We start from the raw sequence: 18,714 nt of genomic DNA, 5'->3' as shown, positions 1-18,714 counted from the left end.
ATGAATGCACCACCAGGTTTCGGGCAGGCAACTCAGCGAAGAACGAGATGCGTGTGGCCGGTGGGGCGTAGACCCCGCCGGCGGGGTAGCAGGAGGTGGAAGCCACCGAGTCCGAGGCTCCGGAATTCTCCGGGGTCTGGTGCAAAAGGGAGAGCTCCGCCGCCGAAGCGGGGCCCTCCGGGAACGGAGTTCTGCGTGGACATCGTCGTCAAGGGCCGCAAGACCGAGGTGCCCGAGCGGTTCCGCAAGCACGTGGCCGAGAAGCTGAAGCTGGACAAGATCCAGAAATTCGACGGCAAGGTGATGAGCCTCGACGTCGAGGTGTCCAAGGAGCCGAATCCCCGTCAGGCCGACCGTTCCGACCGGGTGGAGATCACGCTCCGTACGCGGGGACCGGTCATCCGGGCGGAGGCCGCCGCGGGCGACCCGTACGCGGCGCTGGACCTGGCCACCGGCAAGCTGGAGGCGAGGCTGCGCAAGCAGCACGACAAGCGCAACAGCCGCCGCGGCAGTGGCCGGCTCTCGGCCGCCGAGGTCGCGGAGGTGGTCCCCGGGACCGCCGCGATCGACGAGGACGGCGAACTCGTGGGCGGTGAAACGCCGTCCGAGGTCCCCACGTCCAAAGTCGGCCCCATCGAGGTCCAGGGCGAGGGACCGCTGGTGATGCGCGAGAAGACGCACGTCGCGGCACCGATGCTGCTCGACCAGGCGCTCTACGAGATGGAGTTGGTCGGGCACGACTTCTACCTCTTCGTCGACGCCGAGACCAAGGAACCCAGCGTCGTGTACCGGCGACACGCCTACGACTACGGTGTCATCCACCTGAGGACCGACCCGCTCGCGGCCGACGAGGCCGGCGGCGCGGGCGGCGCTCTCGGCGGCTGACGGCCCGTCTCCGCGGTGCCCCTGGAGCGTGTGGACGCACCCAGGGGCTTCCGCGTGCGTCGGACGGAACCACCGTTCCGGGGCCGGGCATGAAATCATGGGTTTCCGAGCCAATCGGTGTTCCATGAACAGCCGTTGGCGCAGCGTGTGACTTCAGGCCATGGCCTTCAGGGGGAGGAACGATGGCGGACGCCTTCGGACCCGTACGCGACACACATTCCGACGACGCCGCCGGCGCGCACACCGGTGGGGGCGGGGGCGGGATCGTGCGCAAGGAGCCCATCAGGGTCCTCGTGGTGGACGATCACGCGCTCTTCCGCAGAGGTCTGGAGATCGTCCTCGCCCACGAGGAGGACATCCAGGTCGTCGGTGAGGCCGGGGACGGGGCGGAGGCGGTCGACAAGGCCGCCGATCTGCTGCCCGACATCGTGCTGATGGACGTCCGGATGCCCAAGCGGGGCGGCATCGAAGCCTGCACCTCCATCAAGGAGGTGGCCCCCAGCGCGAAGATCATCATGTTGACGATCAGCGACGAGGAAGCCGACCTCTACGAGGCGATCAAGGCGGGCGCGACGGGCTATCTGCTCAAGGAGATCTCGACCGACGAGGTGGCCACCGCGATTCGCGCGGTGGCCGACGGGCAGTCGCAGATCAGCCCTTCGATGGCGTCGAAACTCCTCACCGAGTTCAAATCCATGATCCAGCGCACGGACGACCGTCGGCTCCTTCCCGCGCCGCGGCTCACCGAACGTGAACTGGAAGTGCTGAAACTCGTGGCCACGGGCATGAACAACCGTGATATCGCCAAGGAGTTGTTCATTTCCGAGAACACCGTGAAGAACCACGTGCGCAATATCCTGGAGAAGCTGCAACTGCACTCCCGGATGGAAGCGGTGGTCTACGCGATGCGGGAGAAGATCCTAGAGATCCGCTGAGCACCGGCCCCGCCCGGCTCCCGGCGCACCGCCGCTCCCGGCACCCGACCGGCGCCGGTGGCACCGTGGCGCGCCGCCGCCCGCGTACGTCCGCGCACGCCGCCGTCTGCGTACGTCCACGCACCCCCGCGCACCCCGCGCACGCCGGTTCAGCGACGCCCGCCCCTTCACCCACGGGCGACCCCCTTCACCCACGCGCGACCGTTCACCCACGCGCGACCGCTCACCCCCGGCACCCGTTCACCCCAGCGCGACCGTCTGGTCAACACACGACCGTCTGACCGGCTGCGACCGTCTGACCGACGTGCGACCCGTCTCACCGGTACGCGATCGTCTCAGCGGTACGCGGCGGAGAAGGCGCGGGCGATCTCCGACCGCAGGGCCTCGCGGAGCTCCGGGGCGTCGACCCGCTCCAGGCGGACGTCCGTGCAGCCGACCCACGCCGCCGCCTCCACGAGAGCGTCGGCCATGGGGGCCACCGCCTTCGGCCCGGCGAGGGAGAGCTGCCGGGCGACCAGGGTGTCGCCGTCGCGCGCCGGGTCCACCCGGCCCTGGAGCCGGCCGCCGGCCAGCAGCGGCATGGCGAAGTAGCCGTGGACGCGCTTGGGCCGGGGGACGTAGGCCTCCAGTCGGTGGGTGAACGCGAAGATCCGCTCGGTACGGGCGCGTTCCCACACCAGTGAGTCGAACGGGGACAGCAGCGTGGTGCGGTGGCGGCCGCGGGGCTCCGTGGCGAGCGCCTCCGGATCGGCCCAGGCGGGCTTGTCCCAGCCGCGCACCGTCACCGGAACCAGCCCGGAGTCCGCCACGACGGCGTCGAAGTCCTCGGCCTTGAGCCGGTGGTAGTCGGAGATGTCCGCACGGGTGCCGACCCCCAGCGACCGGCCCGCGAGCGCGACGAGCCGTCGCTTGCACTCGGCGTCGGTGAGGTCGTCGTGCAGCAGCGCGTCCGGGACGGCCCGCTCGGCGAGGTCGTACACCCGCTTCCAGCCGCGCCGCTCGGTGCAGACCACCTCGCCGTACATCAGGGCGCGTTCGACGGCGACCTTCGTGGCCGACCAGTCCCACCACTCGCCGCCGTTCTTCGCGCCGCCGAGCTCGGTCGCGGTGAGCGGGCCCTCGGCGCGCAGTTGGGCGATCACGGTCCCGTAGGTGCCGGCGGGGAGTTCGTGGTGCCACTGGGGGCGGGCGCGGTAGGCGCGCCTGCGGAAGGCGAAGTGCGGCCACTCCTCGATGGGCAGGACGCACGCGGCGTGCGACCAGTACTCGAAGGCCCGGCCGCCGGACCAGTACGCCTCCTCGACGGTGCGCCTGCCGACCGCGCCGAGGCGGGCGTACGGGACGAGTTCGTGCGAGCGGGCCAGCACGGAGATGGTGTCGAGCTGGACCGCGCCGAGGTGGCGCAGCACCCCCGGCACACCGGCGCGGCGGTCGGGGGCGCCCAGGAGCCCCTGGGCGCGCAGCGCGATCCTGCGGGCGTGGTCGGGCGAGAGCTCGGCCACGGGGGTCCGTACGGGCGGCACAGGCGTCATGGGGAAACCCTAAGGGCCCGCACCGACAACGCGGGCGCCTGCGCGTGGCCCCGTACCGGGCGCGCTGCGCCGCCTCGGCGTGCCCCACCGCCACGGACCGGTGCGGGCGCTCAGCTCGGTGCGGGGGAGGGGACGTACGGGGCGGTGCTGGGCAGGCCGAGGTCGGACGGGAGCAGGGCGGCGACCCAGGTGTCCCGGCGTACGCCCTTGTTGAACAGGGCGGACCGCTGGCCGCCCTCCATCCGGAACCCGGCCCGCTCGGCGAGGGCGCGCGAGGCGGTGTTGCCCACCTCCGCCCGCCACTCCAGCCGGTCCACCGAGAGGGAGCCGAAGGCCCACCGCGCGGCGCCGAGCACCGCCTCCGTGCCGTAGCCCCGGCCGCGGTGCTCGCGGACGAGCCAGAAGCCGATCTCGGAGAGCCCCGGCAGCACCCGGCGGCTGACGCCGAGGGCACCCACGAGCTGCCCGGTGCCGCGTGCGACCAGCGCGAAGTTGTACGCGGTGTCGCTCTCCCAGCCGCCCGGGGCGAGGGTCCCGACGAAGAGCTCCGCGTCGCTCCTGGTGTACGGCGACGGGATCTCGGTCCAGCGCTGGATCCCGGCATCCTGGCACGCGGTGTGCACCGCCTCCGCGTCGTCGGACCGGAAGGGCCGCAGCAGCAGACGATCCGTGGTGAGCGTGATGGGCTTCATGCGAGGAATTGTGGTGAGCCGGACCCGCCCGCGCGAGCACTTTCCGCACTTCCCGGCACCTTCGGAGCCCTTCGGCCGTTGTTCTGTGGGGCGCGGTGCGGGTTCACGCCGAGGCAGCCCTCCCGGCGCGGCGGGGTCCTCGCTTACGATGGCCGTTGCGGTGGGGCCCACCTGCCGTGCCCGCGCCAGAGTCCTTCACACGACCCAGTGCCCAGGCCCGACCGGCAAGGAGACCAGCCTCAGTGTCCGTCTTCCACAAGCTCATGCGTGCAGGCGAAGGCAAGATCCTGCGCAAACTGCACCGCATCGCGGACCAGGTCAGCTCCATCGAAGAGGACTTCGTCAACCTCTCCGACGCCGAGCTGCGGGCGCTCACCGACGAGTACAAGGAACGGTACGCGGACGGCGAGAGCCTGGACGACCTGCTCCCCGAGGCGTTCGCGACCGTCCGCGAGGCCGCCAAGCGCGTCCTCGGCCAGCGCCACTACGACGTCCAGATCATGGGCGGCGCCGCGCTGCACCTCGGCTACGTCGCCGAGATGAAGACCGGTGAGGGCAAGACCCTCGTCGGCACCCTCCCGGCGTACCTCAACGCGCTCTCCGGCAAGGGCGTCCACCTGATCACGGTGAACGACTACCTCGCGCAGCGCGACTCCGAGATGATGGGCCGGGTGCACAAGTTCCTCGGCCTGGACGTCGGGTGCATCGTCGCCAACATGACGCCGGCGCAGCGCCGTCAGCAGTACGCCTGCGACATCACGTACGGCACCAACAACGAGTTCGGCTTCGACTACCTCCGCGACAACATGGCGTGGTCGCAGGAGGAGCTGGTGCAGCGGGGCCACAACTTCGCGGTGGTGGACGAGGTGGACTCGATCCTCGTCGACGAGGCGCGCACCCCGCTGATCATCTCGGGCCCGGCCGACCAGGCCACCAAGTGGTACGGCGACTTCGCCAAACTGGTGACCCGGCTGACCAGGGGGGAGGCCGGCAACCAGCTCAAGGGCATCGCGGAGACCGGCGACTACGAGGTCGACGAGAAGAAGCGGACCGTGGCCATCCACGAGCCCGGCGTCTCCAAGGTCGAGGACTGGCTGGGCATCGACAACCTCTACGAGTCGGTGAACACCCCGCTGGTCGGGTACCTGAACAACGCCATCAAGGCGAAGGAACTCTTCAAGAAGGACAAGGACTACGTCGTCATCGACGGCGAGGTCATGATCGTCGACGAGCACACCGGCCGTATCCTCGCCGGCCGCCGCTACAACGAGGGCATGCACCAGGCGATCGAGGCGAAGGAAGGGGTGGACATCAAGGACGAGAACCAGACCCTCGCCACGATCACCCTGCAGAACTTCTTCCGCCTGTACGACAAGCTGTCGGGCATGACCGGTACGGCGATGACCGAGGCCGCGGAGTTCCACCAGATCTACAAGCTCGGCGTCGTGCCCATCCCGACCAACCGGGCGATGGTCCGCATCGACCAGTCCGACCTGATCTACCGCACCGAGGTGGCGAAGTTCGCCGCGGTGGTCGACGACATCGCGGAGAAGCACGAGAAGGGCCAGCCGATCCTGGTCGGCACCACCTCGGTCGAGAAGTCCGAGTACCTCTCGCAGCAGCTCTCCAAGCGCGGGGTCCACCACGAGGTGCTCAACGCCAAGCAGCACGACCGGGAGGCGACGATCGTCGCCCAGGCCGGCCGCAAGGGCGCCGTCACCGTCGCCACGAACATGGCCGGCCGAGGCACCGACATCAAGCTCGGCGGCAATCCGGACGACCTCGCCGAGGCGGAGCTGCGCCAGCGCGGCCTGGACCCGGTCGAGCACGCGGAGGAGTGGGCGGCGGCCCTGCCGGCGGCGCTGGAGAGCGCCGAGCTGGCCGTGAAGGCGGAGTTCGAGGAGGTCAAGGAGCTCGGCGGGCTGTACGTGCTGGGCACCGAGCGCCACGAGTCGCGCCGCATCGACAACCAGCTCCGCGGCCGTTCCGGCCGTCAGGGCGACCCGGGCGAGTCCCGCTTCTACCTCTCGCTCGGCGACGACCTGATGCGTCTGTTCAAGGCGCAGATGGTCGAGCGCGTGATGTCGATGGCGAACGTCCCCGACGACGTTCCCATCGAGAACAAGATGGTCACGCGGGCCATCGCCTCGGCCCAGTCGCAGGTCGAGCAGCAGAACTTCGAGACCCGTAAGAACGTCCTGAAGTACGACGAGGTCCTCAACCGTCAGCGCGAGGTCATCTACGGCGAGCGGCGCCGCGTCCTGGAGGGCGAGGACCTGCAGGACCAGATCCGCCACTTCATGGACGACACGATCGACGACTACATCCGCCAGGAGACCGCCGAGGGCTTCGCGGAGGAGTGGGACCTGGACCGGCTGTGGGGCGCCTTCCGGCAGCTCTACCCGGTGAAGGTCACCGTCGAGGAGCTGGAAGAGGCGGCGGGCGACCTCGCGGGCGTCACGGCGGACTTCATCGCCGAGTCCGTCAAGGAGGACATCCACCAGCAGTACGAGGAGCGCGAGAAGTCGCTCGGCTCCGACATCATGCGGGAGCTGGAGCGGCGCGTGGTGCTGTCGGTCCTCGACCGCAAGTGGCGCGAGCACCTCTACGAGATGGACTACCTCCAGGAGGGCATCGGCCTCCGTGCCATGGCGCAGAAGGACCCGCTGGTCGAGTACCAGCGCGAGGGCTTCGACATGTTCAACGCCATGATGGAGGGCATCAAGGAGGAGTCCGTCGGCTACCTCTTCAACCTGGAGGTCCAGGTCGAGCAGCAGGTCGAGGAGGTGCCGGTGTCGGAAGACGCCGAGCGCACCTCGCTCGCCAAGGAGGGCGCCGGTGTCGCGGCGGGCTCGCGTCCGGAGATCCGCGCCAAGGGCCTCGAAGCCCCGCAGCGCCCGGACCGGCTGCACTTCTCCGCGCCGACGGTGGACGGCGAGGGCGGCGTCGTCGAGGGCGAGTTCACGGACGCCGAGGCCGGCCGGTCCGACGGTGACGGGATGACCCGCGCCGAGCGTCGCAAGGCCCAGAAGAGCACGGGCGGGCGTCGCCGCAAGAAGTAGGCGGTACGGCGCCGGCCGGGCGCGGAGCGATCCGTGGCGGCCGTCGCCGCTGGGACGACGGGCGGGGCGGGGCACTCACGGGTGCCCGGCCCCGCCCGTCGTGCGCTGCGGCGCCGTGCGGCACTGTGCGGCGCCGCGTCGTGCGGCACCGACGGTCCCGGCGTGCGCACGGCCACCCCGCCCGCGTGCGGCCCGCCGTCCCCGCTGCCCGGCCCGCGTGCGGCCCCACGGCCCGCGTGTGCGCCGCCGTCCCCGCTGCCCTGCGCGACGGCCTGCGTGCGCCCCGCCGCCGCCTCGCCGCCGTACGGCCCACCGGCCCGTCCGCGTGCGTGCGGGTCCGCCGGTGGGCCTGCCGCTCGACCGGGGCGGCGGCCCAGGTCCGCCGCGCTCAGACCGCCAGGCGTTCGCCGCCCAGTTCGACCGCGGCGCACCTGGCGGCCCAGGTCCGCCGCGCTCAGACCGCCAGGCGTTCGCCGCCCAGTTCGACCGCGGCGCACCGCCAGCGCAGGTCCGCGCCCTGCTCCAGCCGGAAGGCCATGGCGTGCACCTGGCCGCCCGCTGAGACGCTCGCGAACGCCTCCACGACGCCGGTGGCGGGCTGGGAGCCGTAGCACCGCCTCAGCACCGGGGAGGCGCCCGCCGGGTGCCGGAACGGGGTGCAGGGGGCGAGCTCGGCGAGCTGGTCGTAGGCCTCGCCGATGGTGTGGCCGAGCATCCAGTGGACCGGGCGGCGGCCGCTGAGCACGGCGAGCAGGCGTTCGGCGAACCACTGGTGCGGGCGCGGCGGCAGCGCGGGCCGGGGCCGGCTCCGCTGCGCCGGTACCGTGCCGGGCCTGCGGGGGTCGCGGCGGCCTGTGGGTCTGGTCCTGTCGGTGCTCATTCGTGTTCACCCCGTCTGCGACGCCCGGTTCGTACCAAGCGGTAACTTTTGTTGGGGATCTTCTACGGGCCGCGCGGTGTGCCCGCAAGCGGCGTCCGGCCGGTTGCGGACCGGCCGCAGGACCACCTATCCGGGTGGCGGCGGGGTCCCGCCATCGGCGTGGCGGGGGTGAGAACCGTCGGGGGGTGGACGCCAGGACCGCCGAACCGCGCGCGCCGGGGCCGTGCGGGGCCGTGCGGGACTGTGCGGGACCTTACGGGGGCAGCGGCGGTGGACCCCCGTCCCGGCCGCCGGGACCCGCGCCCCGACCCGATGGGGGACCTCCGACGTATCCTGAGGGGGTTTCCGACGACGGAACGACGACGAAAGTGGCAGCCATGCGCGTGTACGTCCCCCTGACCCTCTCCGGGCTCGCAGCGGCGCACGCGGCGGGCGAGGCGGGGCCCGGCCCGCTGACGGCGTACGCGGTCACTCCGGGGCTGCGCGAGTGGTACGTCTCCGACGACATCGAGGAACTCGAGTACGCGGCGCTGAACCGGGCCGCCGCCGCCTCGCTGCGGCTGATCGCGGGGCGCCCGGGGGAGCCGCGCCGCCGGGTGGTCGTCGCCTTCGACGTGCCGGACGGGGACGCCGTCGCCGATCCCGACCACGGCCCGGACGGCGCCTCGGTCGGCGAGGTGCGGATCGTGTCCGCCGTGCCGCTCGCCAAGGCCGCCGCGGTGCACGTGGACGCGGACGACGCGGAGAAGGACGTCAGCGCGGCCGCCGACGCGCTGGGCGCCGCCGACCTCGGCGACGACGACGCGCAGTTCACCGTCGACGGCGCGGAGGACCACGAGCTGCTGTGGTTCGGCGTGCAGGAGATCGGCAACCTCATCGGCTGACCGGCGGTCGGCGGTCAGCCGACCGGGCTGACCGGCTGTCGTACCCTCCGGGTATTTTCTCCCTCATGGGGACGAGCGCGCGCACACATCTGGTCTGGGACTGGAACGGCACACTGCTGGACGACACGCATGCCGTGGTCGGAGCGACCAACGCGGCCTTCGCGGAGATCGGGCTGGCGCCGATCACGGTGGAGCAGTACCGCGAGAACTACCGCGTGCCCATTCCGACGTTCTACGAGCGGTTCCTCGGCCGGCTGCCGACGGACGCCGAGTGGGAGCGGATGGACGTCGTCTTCCACGACCACTACACCGGGCTGCGGATCGCCTGCGGGCTCACCGAGGGCGTCGCGGAACTGCTGGCGGGGTGGCCGGCCGCCGGCCGGAGCCAGTCCCTGCTGTCGATGTACGGACACGAGCACCTGGTGCCTGTGGTGCGGGAGTTCGGCATCGAGCGGCACTTCGTGCGGGTCGACGGCCGCACCGGTCCCTCCGGCGGCAGCAAGACGCTCCACATGGAGCGGCATTTCGCGGCGCTCGACGGGATCGCGCCGGAACATGCGGTGATCATCGGCGACGCCGTGGACGACGCGGTCGCCGCCGCGCACGTCGGCGCCCGCGCGGTGCTGTACACGGGCGGTTCGCACAGCCGGGCCGGACTGGAGGTCGCCGGGGTGCCGGTGGTCGACACCCTCGCCGAGGCGGTCGCGCTGGCCGCCGAGATCGTCCGCTGACCCCCGGATCCCGCTAACCCCGGATCCCCTGGCCCCCGCGGCCCCCGCCCCCGGACCCCCTGGCCCCGCCCCCCGACCCCCGCGCGGAACCGCACCGTCCGGGCGTAGGGGAGCGCTCGGGGGGCCGGACGGCGCGCGCCGTGGGGTCGGAGTGCGCCGGAGTACCCCGGCGCACTGTCCGAAGTGTCAAAGTTCGTAGCCGTCCTTTGTGCGCAAACGCCCCATGACGGCGACCCCGTAGGGCGGGATAGCCTGGGGTCCGTGATCAGCGCGATACGCATCGGGGGCAGCGACGCCCCCGGCCACCGCCCGGAGTGCCTACGCACCCGGGCCGTCCGCGATCCCCGCCCCCAGGACCCGTCCCGCCGGCGACAGCTGGCGCGAATGGACCCGGGCGTCTCTCGTGGCGGCATAACGTCGACCCGGACCGGATACACCGTGTCGTTGCGTTGCGTCGCCTTTCTCACCTACGTCACGCAACGGCGCGCGACAGGAGCCAGAGGACATGCAGACCAAGCTGGACGAAGCCAAGGCCGAGTTGCTCGCACGGGCCGCCGAGGTAGCTGACAACAGCCCGGGCGGTGGTGCCGGAGGCCCGGGGGGAGTCCCCCGGGTGCGCATCGCCGCGGCCGGCCCCGAGGGCGGCACGGTGGGCCCGGACGAGGGCTCCGGCCCCGCCGCGGTGCTGACCTACCTCCAGCGCTACTACCTGCACACCGCTCCCGAGGACGTCGCCGGGCGTGACCCGGTGGACGTCTTCGGCGCCGCGTCCTCGCACTACCGGCTCGCCCAGAACCGTCCGCAGGGCACCGCCAACGTGCGGGTGCACACCCCGACCGTCGAGGAGAACGGCTGGACCTCCAGCCACTCGGTGGTCGAGGTGGTCACCGACGACATGCCGTTCCTCGTCGACTCCGTCACCAACGAGCTGTCCCGCCAGGGGCGCGGCATCCACGTCGTGATCCACCCGCAGGTCGTCGTCCGCCGCGATGTCGCGGGCAAGCTGATCGAGGTCCTCGCCGACGGCGGCGGCGCCCCCGTCACCTCCAAGGGCCGCAAGGACAAGAACGCCGCACCGGCCGGTCCCGAGCTGCCGCACGACGCGCTGGTCGAGTCCTGGATCCACGTCGAGATCGACCGCGAGACCGACCGCGAGGACCTCCAGCAGATCACCGCCGACCTGCGGCGCGTCCTGTCCGACGTGCGGGAGACCGTCGAGGACTGGGACAAGATGCGCGACACCGCGCTGCGCATCTCCGACGAACTGCCGGGCGAGCCGCTCGACGACCTCCCCGAGGAGGAGATCGAGGAGGCCCGCGAGCTGCTGCGCTGGCTCGCCGCCGACCACTTCACCTTCCTCGGCTACCGCGAGTACGAACTCCGCGACAGCGACGCCCTGTCCGCCGTGCCCGGCACCGGTCTCGGCATCCTGCGCTCCGACCCGCAGCACAGCGGGGACGAGGCCCACCCCGTCAGCCCGTCCTTCGACCGGCTGCCCGCGGACGCCCGCGCCAAGGCCCGGGAGCACCGCCTGCTGGTGCTGACCAAGGCCAACAGCCGCTCCACCGTGCACCGCCCGAGCTACCTCGACTACGTCGGCGTGAAGAAGTTCGACGCCAAGGGCAACGTCGTCGGCGAGCGCCGTTTCCTCGGCCTGTTCTCGTCGTCCGCGTACACCGAGTCGGTGCGCCGGGTGCCCGTCGTGCGCCGCAAGGTCGCCGAGGTGCTGGAGGGAGCGGGCTTCTCGCACAACAGCCACGACGGCCGCGACCTGCTCCAGATCATGGAGACCTACCCGCGCGACGAGCTGTTCCAGACGCCCGCCGACCAGCTCCGGTCGATCGTGACCTCCGTGCTCTACCTCCAGGAGCGCCGCCGGCTGCGGCTGTACCTGCGGCAGGACGAGTACGGGCGCTACTACTCCGCGCTGGTGTACCTCCCGCGCGACCGGTACACCACCGGGGTGCGGCTGCGGCTCATCGACATCCTCAAGGAGGAACTCGGCGGTACCAGCGTCGACTTCACCGCCTGGAACACCGAATCCATCCTGTCCCGGCTGCATTTCGTGATCCGGGTCGCGCCCGGCACGGAGCTGCCGGACCTCACGGACGCCGACGCCGACCGCATCGAGGCGCGGCTGGTGGAGGCCGCCCGCTCCTGGGCCGACGGCTTCCAGGAGGCGCTGACCGCCGAGTGCGGCGAGGAACGCGCGGCCGAACTGCTGCGGCGCTACGCCCGCGCCTTCCCCGAGGGGTACAAGGCCGACCACTCGCCGCGCGCCGCGGTGGCCGACCTGGTCCACCTCGAAGCGCTGAAGAAGGGCGAGAAGGACTTCTCGCTCAGCCTCTACGAGCCGGTCGGCGCCGGTCCCGGAGACCGCCGCTTCAAGATCTACCGCACCGGTGAGCCGGTCTCCCTCTCCGCGGTCCTCCCGGCGCTCCAGCGACTGGGCGTCGAGGTGGTCGACGAGCGTCCCTACGAGTTGCGCTGCGCGGACCGCACGACCGCCTGGGTCTACGACTTCGGGCTGCGGATGCCCGTCGAGTACGGCCACGGCGGCCACCTCGCGGACGGGGCGCGCGAACGCTTCCAGGCCGCGTTCGCGGCGGTGTGGACCGGCGCGGCGGAGAACGACGGCTTCAACGCGCTGGTGCTGAGCGCCGGACTGGACTGGCGCCAGGCGATGGTGCTGCGGGCCTACGCGAAGTACCTGCGGCAGGCCGGCGGCACCTTCAGCCAGGACTACATGGAGGACACCCTCCGCAACAACGTCCACACCACCCGGCTGCTGGTCTCGCTCTTCGAGGCGCGGATGTCGCCCGGCCGCCAGCGCGCGGGCCGGGAGCTGACCGACGGGCTGCTGGAGGAGCTGGACGGGGCCCTGGACCAGGTCGCCTCGCTGGACGAGGACCGCATCCTGCGGTCGTTCCTCACCGTCATCAAGGCGACCCTGCGGACCAACTTCTTCCAGCGGGCCGACGACGGCGAGCCGCACGGCTACGTCTCGATGAAGTTCGACCCGCAGGCCATCCCGGACCTCCCGGCGCCGCGCCCGGCGTTCGAGATCTGGGTGTACTCGCCCCGCGTCGAGGGCGTCCACCTCCGCTTCGGCAAGGTGGCCCGCGGCGGTCTGCGCTGGTCGGACCGGCGCGAGGACTTCCGTACGGAGATCCTCGGCCTGGTCAAGGCGCAGATGGTGAAGAACACCGTCATCGTGCCGGTGGGCGCCAAGGGCGGCTTCGTCGCCAAGCACCTGCCGGACCCGGCGGTGGACCGCGACGCGTGGCTGGCCGAGGGCATCGCCGCGTACCGCACGTTCATCTCGGCGCTGCTGGACATCACCGACAACATGGTGGCCGGCGAGGTCGTGCACCCCGCCGACGTCGTCCGGCACGACGAGGACGACACCTACCTGGTGGTCGCCGCCGACAAGGGCACCGCGAGCTTCTCCGACATCGCCAACGAGGTCGCCGTCGCCTACGGCTTCTGGCTCGGTGACGCGTTCGCGTCCGGCGGTTCCGCCGGGTACGACCACAAGGGCATGGGCATCACCGCCCGCGGCGCCTGGGAGTCGGTGAAGCGGCACTTCCGCGAGCTGGGCCACGACACCCAGTCCGAGGACTTCACCGTGGTCGGCGTCGGCGACATGTCCGGCGACGTGTTCGGCAACGGAATGCTGCTCTCCGAGCACATCCGACTGGTCGCGGCCTTCGACCACCGGCACATCTTCATCGACCCGGACCCGGACCCGGCGGTCTCGTACGCCGAGCGCCGGCGCCTGTTCGACCTGCCGCGCAGCTCCTGGGCCGACTACGACACCAAACTGCTCTCCGCGGGCGGTGGCGTCCACCCCCGCAACGCCAAGTCCATCCCGGTGAACGCGCACGTCAGGGAGGCACTCGGCATCGAGGCCGGCGTCACCAAGATGGCGCCCGCCGACCTGATGCGGGCCATTCTGCGGGCCCCCGTGGACCTGCTGTGGAACGGCGGCATCGGCACCTACGTCAAGTCGTCCGCCGAGACCGACGCGGACGTCGGCGACAAGGCCAACGACGCGATCCGCGTCGACGGCGAGGAGCTGCGGGCCAAGGTGGTCGGCGAGGGCGGCAACCTCGGCGCCACCCAGCTCGGCCGCATCGAGTTCGCGCGGGCCGGTGGCCGGATCAACACCGACGCGATCGACAACAGCGCCGGCGTGGACACCTCCGACCACGAGGTGAACATCAAGATCCTGCTCAACGGCCTGGTGCGGGACGGCGACATGACCGTCAAGCAGCGCAACAAGCTGCTCGCGGAGATGACCGACGAGGTCGGCAAGCTGGTGCTGCGCAACAACTACGCGCAGAACGTCGCCCTCGGCAACGCCTGCGCCCAGGCGCCCTCGCTGCTGCACGCCCACCACCGCTCGATCCGCCGGCTGGAGAAGGACGGTGGGCTGGACCGCGCGCTGGAGTTCCTGCCCGCCGACCGGCAGATCCGCGAACTCCTCAACGCGGGCAAGGGCCTCAGCCAGCCGGAACTGGCCGTGCTGCTGGCCTACACCAAGATCACGACGGCGGACGAGCTGATCGGCACCAGCCTGCCGGACGACCCGCACCTGCAGAAGCTGGTCCACTCCTACTTCCCCGAGCAGCTGCGCGAGCGGTTCCCGGCGGCGGTGGACGGCCACGCGCTGCGCCGCGAGATCATCACGACGGTGCTGGTCAACGACACCGTCAACACCGGTGGTTCGACCTTCCTGCACCGGCTGCGGGAGGAGACCGGCGCGTCCCTGGAGGAGATCGTCCGGGCGCAGGCGGCGGCCCGTGAGATCTTCGGCCTCTCCGCGGTGTGGGACGCGGTGGAGGCGCTCGACAACCGGGTCCCGGCCGACGTGCTGACCCGGATCCGGCTGCACTCGCGCCGGCTGGTGGAGCGGGCGACCCGTTGGCTGCTGGGCAACCGGCCGCAGCCGGTCGCCATCGCGGAGACCATCGCGTTCTTCCGTGACCGGGTGGCCGAGGTGTGGGAGCGGATGCCGTCGCTGCTGCGCGGTGCCGACGACACGTGGTACCGCTCGATCCTGGACGAGCTGACCGCGGCGGGCGTGCCCCGGGAGCTGGCCGAGCGGGTCGCCGGGTTCTCCTCGGCCTTCCCGACGCTCGACATCGTGGCCATCGCCGACCGTACGGACCAGGAGCCCCTGGCGGTCGCCGAGGTCTACTACGACCTCGCGGACCGGCTGCGGATCACCCAGCTCATGGACCGGATCATCGAACTGCCCCGGTCCGACCGCTGGCAGTCGATGGCCCGCGCCTCCATCCGTGAGGACCTGTTCGCGGCGCACGCGGCGCTCACCGCCGACGTGCTGGCCGCGGGCGACGGGTCCTCGACGCCGGAGGAGCGGTTCAAGGCATGGGAGGAGAAGAACGCGGCGATCCTGTCGCGTTCCCGCTCGACGCTGGAGGAGATCCAGAGCTCGGACGCGTTCGACCTGGCCAACCTGTCGGTGGCGATGCGGACGATGCGGACCCTGCTGCGCACGCACGGCTGACGCACGAACGGGAGGACGGGGTGCGGCCGGATCTGGCCGCACCCCGTCCTCCCGTGCCGTTCCGCGCGTGCGGCTACCTCTTGGTGAACCGCTCGTACGCGTCGACGACGTCCTGCGCCGGGCCGTCCATCCGCAGCACGCCGGACTCCAGCCAGAGCGCCCGGTCGCAGGTCTCGGTGATCGACCGGTTGCTGTGGCTGACCAGGAAGACGGTGCCCGCCTCCTCGCGGAGTTCCTTGATCCGGTCCTTGCTGCGGTTCTGGAACCGGGCGTCGCCGGTGGACAGCGCCTCGTCGATCAGCAGCACGTCGTGGCTTTTGGAGGCGGCGATGGCGAACCGCAGCCGGGCGCCCATGCCGGAGGAGTAGGTCCGCATGGGGAGGCTGATGAAGTCGCCCTTCTCGTTGATCCCGGAGAAGGAGACGATGCCGTCGTAGGCTTCGCGGATCTCCTTGCGGCTCATGCCCATCGCGAGCCCGCCGAGCACCACGTTGCGCTCGCCGGTGAGGTCGGCCATCAGCGCCGCGTTGACCCCGAGCAGCGAGGGCTGGCCCTGGGTGTGGATCTTTCCCTTGGTGGGCGGCAGCAGCCCCGCGACGGCCCTGAGCAGGGTGGACTTGCCGGAGCCGTTGGAACCGATGAGGCCGATGGCCTCGCCCTTGTACGCGGCGAAGCTGACGCCCTTGACGGCGTGCACCTCGCGGGCGCCGGGGGTGGCGCGGCGGGACGCGAGGCGGCTGAGGGCGGCGGTGGCGCTGCCCCTGCCGGTCTTGGCGCCGTGCACCTTGTAGGTGATGTGGACGTCGTCGACGACCACCGTGGGGACGCGTTCACCGGTCGTGTCAGCCACGTCCGTACCTCTCCTCCGCCTGCCAGAAGAACACGAAGCCGCCGACCCCGCAGAGCAGCGCCCAGCCGGCCGCGATCGCCCAGACGTGCGGCGGGAGCCGGTCGGCGGTGAAGCTCTCGATGAGCGCGAACCGCATCAGGTCGATGTAGACCGCCGCCGGGTTGAGGTCCAGCAGCACGGTCACGGCGTGCGGCACCTTGTCGTTGGACGCGAGGGAGTCGAGGCTCCACATCACGCCGGACGCGTACATCCAGGTGCGCAGGATGAACGGCATGAGCTGTGCGATGTCGGGCGTGCGGGCGGCGAGCCGGGCCACGACCATGGACACGCCGATGGAGAACATCGACTGGCACAGCAGGGCCGGGATCGCCAGCAGCCAGGAGGGCCGCGGGAACTCGCCGAAGGCGAAGAGGATCAGCACGAGTGTGGCCAGCGAGAAGAGCAGTTGCTGGAGCTGCTGGAGGCCGAGGGCGATCGGCAGCGAGGCGCGCGGGAAGTGCAGGGCGCGGACCAGGCCGAGGTTGCCGCTGATCGCGCGGGTGCCCGCGGTGATCGCGTTGGAGGTGAAGGTCCAGATGAAGACGCCGGTGACGAGGAAGGGGACGAAGTCGTCCACCCCGTGCTGGGTGTTCATCAGGACGCCGAAGATGAAGTAGTACACCGTCGCGTTGAGTAGCGGCGTCATGATCTGCCAGATCTGGCCGAGCTTCGCGCCGCTGTACTGCGCGGTCAGTTTGGCGGTGGCGAACGCCGTGATGAAGTGCCGGCGCCCCCAGAGCCGGCGGACGTACGCGGGCAGGGACGGTCGCGCGCCGCTGACGCCGAGGTGGTGGCGTGCGGCGAGCGCGGCCAGTTCGCCCGGTGCGTGGACCGGGGCGAGGGCGTTCGGATCGGCGCCGGCCGTGGCCGGTGGAGCTGCTGTCTGGCTCACCACGATCGCTTTCTAGGCAGGGGGAGAACGGTCGGGACCCGCGGGGAAGCCGGGGAAACGCTGGGAGAACGGCGGGGAAACCGCACACCAACGTGGGGACGGGACCGTTTCGTCGTCACGTCAGAGTAGGCCGGGGGTGCGACGGGACGCAACCGTTTCGTCGTTACGGCTATCCTGTGAGGCATGACCACCGAACGGGGAACCCGGCGCCGCACGCCCGCGGGCGCCGCGGTGCTGCGGGAAGACGTGACCGACGCGATCCGCGCGGCCGTCTTCGACGAGCTGGCGGCGGTGGGCTTCGCCCGGATGTCGATCGAGGGGATCGCGCGGCGGGCGGGGGTCGGCAAGACCGCCGTCTACCGCCGCTGGAAGTCCAAGCTCGCGCTGGTCCTGGACCTGGTCGCCGCCGTGGCCGCGCAGGGCATGCCCGCCCCGTCGACCGGTTCGCTGCACGGGGACGTACGCGCCGTGCTGGAGTTGGCCGCCTACGCCCTGCGCCACCCGGTCGCCTCGCAGGTGATCCCCGACCTGCTGGTGGAGGCGGCCCGCAACCCGGAGATCTCCGACGCGATCAAGGGCGCGCTGCTCGACCCGCAGCAGGGCGTCGCCGCGGTCGTGGTGCGGGAGGCGGTGGCCCGCGGCGAACTGCCGGAGGGCAGCGACCCCGACCGCGCGCTCGACCTCATCGTGGGCCCTCTCTACTGGCGGCTGGTCGTCGTCCGCGGCGACCTGCCCCGCGGGTACCTGGACGACCTCGCCGCCTCCGCGGTGGTGGCCCTCAGGGGCGGGGCGTAGCGGACGCACGCACACGGGAGAGGCCGGCGGACCCCCGCGGGGACGCCGGCCTCCTCGTACGCGTGCGGGACGGCTACTTGACCGCGCCCGCCATCACGCCCGACACGAACTGCCGCTGGAACGCGAAGAACACCACCAGCGGGATCACCATCGACACGAAGGCGCCCGGCGCCAGCACGTCGATGTTGTTGCCGAACTGCCGGACCTGCTGCTGGAGCGCCACGGTGATCGGCGGCGAACCGGAGTCCGCGAAGATCAGCGCCACCAGCATGTCGTTCCACACCCACAGGAACTGGAAGATGCCCAGCGAGGCGATGGCCGGACCGCCGAGCGGCATCACCACGCGGGTGAACAGCCGGATCTCGCCCGCCCCGTCCAGCCGGGCCGCCTCCAGCAGCTCACGCGGGATCTCGGCGAAGAAGTTCCGCAGCAGGAAGATCGCGAACGGCAGCCCGAACGCGGTGTGGAACAGCACCACCCCGAGCGTCGTCTCGAAGATGCCCACGGCCCCGAACAGCTCGGACACCGGGATCAGCGCCACCTGCACCGGCACCACCAGCAGCCCGACCACCAGCAGGAACCACCAGTCCCGGCCGGGGAAGTCCATCCAGGCGAAGGCGTACCCGGCGAACGAGCCGACCACCACCACAAGCACGGTGGACGGCACGGTGATCATCACCGTGCTGAGCAGGGAGTCGGTGATCACCGGGTTGGACAGGATGCGCTGGTAGTTGTCGAGGGTCAGCTCGGACGGCGCGGTGAACACCTGCCACCAGCCGCTCGCCGCGATGTCCTGCGGACCGCGCAGCGAGGAGATCAGCAGGCCGATGGTCGGCATCAGCCAGAACAGCGCCACCAGCAGCAGGAAGACCCGCATCACCCCGCCGCCCGCGCGGGCGGCGATCCGCGCGGCGAGCGCGGGACGCGCCTTCGCCGGGGCGGTCGCGGCGGACGCGGCAGGGCCGCCCGCCGTCTCGGTCGTGGCGGTCATCGGCGCCCCTCCT

At 71.5% G+C, this 18,714-nt stretch carries 13 protein-coding genes; 7 read left to right on the top strand and 6 right to left on the bottom strand.

The features are described 5' to 3' along the window. Nucleotides 1-195 precede the first annotated feature (195 nt). Both raiA and Q0994_RS02115 read left to right on the top strand, forming a co-directional pair. The gene (gene raiA / locus Q0994_RS02120; RefSeq protein WP_299528078.1) at nt 196-885 is read left to right on the top strand and encodes a ribosome hibernation-promoting factor, HPF/YfiA family; all 690 of its coding nucleotides are present in this window, start codon (nt 196-198) and stop codon (nt 883-885) included. A 182-nt stretch (nt 886-1,067) separates the two neighbouring features. Next, complete coding sequence (locus Q0994_RS02115) at nt 1,068-1,820, top strand: response regulator transcription factor (protein ID WP_299528076.1); 753 nt, start codon at nt 1,068-1,070, stop codon at nt 1,818-1,820. A gap of 335 nt (nt 1,821-2,155) precedes the next feature. On the opposite strand, the gene Q0994_RS02110 is transcribed toward Q0994_RS02115, so the two are convergent. Together Q0994_RS02110 and Q0994_RS02105 are read right to left on the bottom strand one after the other, a co-directional pair. Continuing rightward, nucleotides 2,156-3,352 (bottom strand): winged helix-turn-helix domain-containing protein, encoded by a 1,197-nt coding sequence (locus Q0994_RS02110; RefSeq protein ID WP_299528074.1) that lies wholly within the window; start codon nt 3,350-3,352, stop codon nt 2,156-2,158. 110 nt (nt 3,353-3,462) lie between these two features. Further along, entirely contained in the window at nt 3,463-4,044 is a 582-nt protein-coding gene (locus Q0994_RS02105) for a GNAT family N-acetyltransferase (RefSeq protein WP_299528072.1), read from the bottom strand. A gap of 242 nt (nt 4,045-4,286) precedes the next feature. Between Q0994_RS02105 and secA the strand changes: the two genes are divergently transcribed. Continuing rightward, nucleotides 4,287-7,106, top strand: coding sequence for a preprotein translocase subunit SecA (gene secA / locus Q0994_RS02100; RefSeq protein ID WP_299528071.1), 2,820 nt, complete (start codon nt 4,287-4,289; stop codon nt 7,104-7,106). 454 nt (nt 7,107-7,560) lie between these two features. On the opposite strand, the gene Q0994_RS02095 is transcribed toward secA, so the two are convergent. Beyond that, nucleotides 7,561-7,986, bottom strand: coding sequence for an Rv3235 family protein (locus Q0994_RS02095; protein WP_299528069.1), 426 nt, complete (start codon nt 7,984-7,986; stop codon nt 7,561-7,563). 377 nt (nt 7,987-8,363) lie between these two features. Here Q0994_RS02095 and Q0994_RS02090 point away from each other — a divergent pair, with 377 nt between their 5' ends. The 3 genes from Q0994_RS02090 to Q0994_RS02080 all read left to right on the top strand — a co-directional run bounded on the left by Q0994_RS02090 (nt 8,364) and on the right by Q0994_RS02080 (nt 15,134). Then, nucleotides 8,364-8,870, top strand: a complete 507-nt coding sequence (locus Q0994_RS02090) for a DUF6912 family protein (RefSeq protein WP_299528067.1) — start codon at nt 8,364-8,366, stop codon at nt 8,868-8,870. Between the two features lie 65 nt (nt 8,871-8,935). After that, nucleotides 8,936-9,601, top strand: coding sequence for an HAD family hydrolase (locus tag Q0994_RS02085; RefSeq protein WP_299528065.1), 666 nt, complete (start codon nt 8,936-8,938; stop codon nt 9,599-9,601). A 505-nt stretch (nt 9,602-10,106) separates the two neighbouring features. Next, nucleotides 10,107-15,134: an NAD-glutamate dehydrogenase gene (locus tag Q0994_RS02080; RefSeq protein WP_299528063.1), complete on the top strand. Its 5,028-nt coding sequence runs from the start codon at nt 10,107-10,109 to the stop codon at nt 15,132-15,134. Between the two features lie 73 nt (nt 15,135-15,207). On the opposite strand, the gene Q0994_RS02075 is transcribed toward Q0994_RS02080, so the two are convergent. After that, a complete protein-coding gene (locus Q0994_RS02075) occupies nt 15,208-15,984 on the bottom strand; it encodes an ABC transporter ATP-binding protein (protein ID WP_299528061.1) in 777 nt (258 codons plus the stop codon). Next, nucleotides 15,977-16,918 carry an ABC transporter permease gene (locus tag Q0994_RS02070; RefSeq protein WP_299528059.1) on the bottom strand — a complete coding sequence of 314 codons (942 nt, stop codon included), beginning with the start codon at nt 16,916-16,918 and terminating at the stop codon, nt 15,977-15,979. Before Q0994_RS02070 ends, Q0994_RS02075 begins: the two co-directional genes overlap by 8 nt. A gap of 180 nt (nt 16,919-17,098) precedes the next feature. Here Q0994_RS02070 and Q0994_RS02065 point away from each other — a divergent pair, with 180 nt between their 5' ends. Beyond that, nucleotides 17,099-17,710: a TetR/AcrR family transcriptional regulator gene (locus Q0994_RS02065; protein WP_299528058.1), complete on the top strand. Its 612-nt coding sequence runs from the start codon at nt 17,099-17,101 to the stop codon at nt 17,708-17,710. Between the two features lie 73 nt (nt 17,711-17,783). On the opposite strand, the gene Q0994_RS02060 is transcribed toward Q0994_RS02065, so the two are convergent. Continuing rightward, nucleotides 17,784-18,701 (bottom strand): carbohydrate ABC transporter permease, encoded by a 918-nt coding sequence (locus tag Q0994_RS02060; protein ID WP_299528056.1) that lies wholly within the window; start codon nt 18,699-18,701, stop codon nt 17,784-17,786. Between the last annotated feature and the right edge of the window lie 13 nt (nt 18,702-18,714).

Source organism: uncultured Streptomyces sp., from assembly GCF_947488945.1.
In the GTDB taxonomy this organism is placed as follows: domain Bacteria; phylum Actinomycetota; class Actinomycetes; order Streptomycetales; family Streptomycetaceae; genus Streptomyces.
Note: the sequence above shows the minus strand (reverse complement) of the source record. Positions and strands in the feature narration are given on the sequence as shown.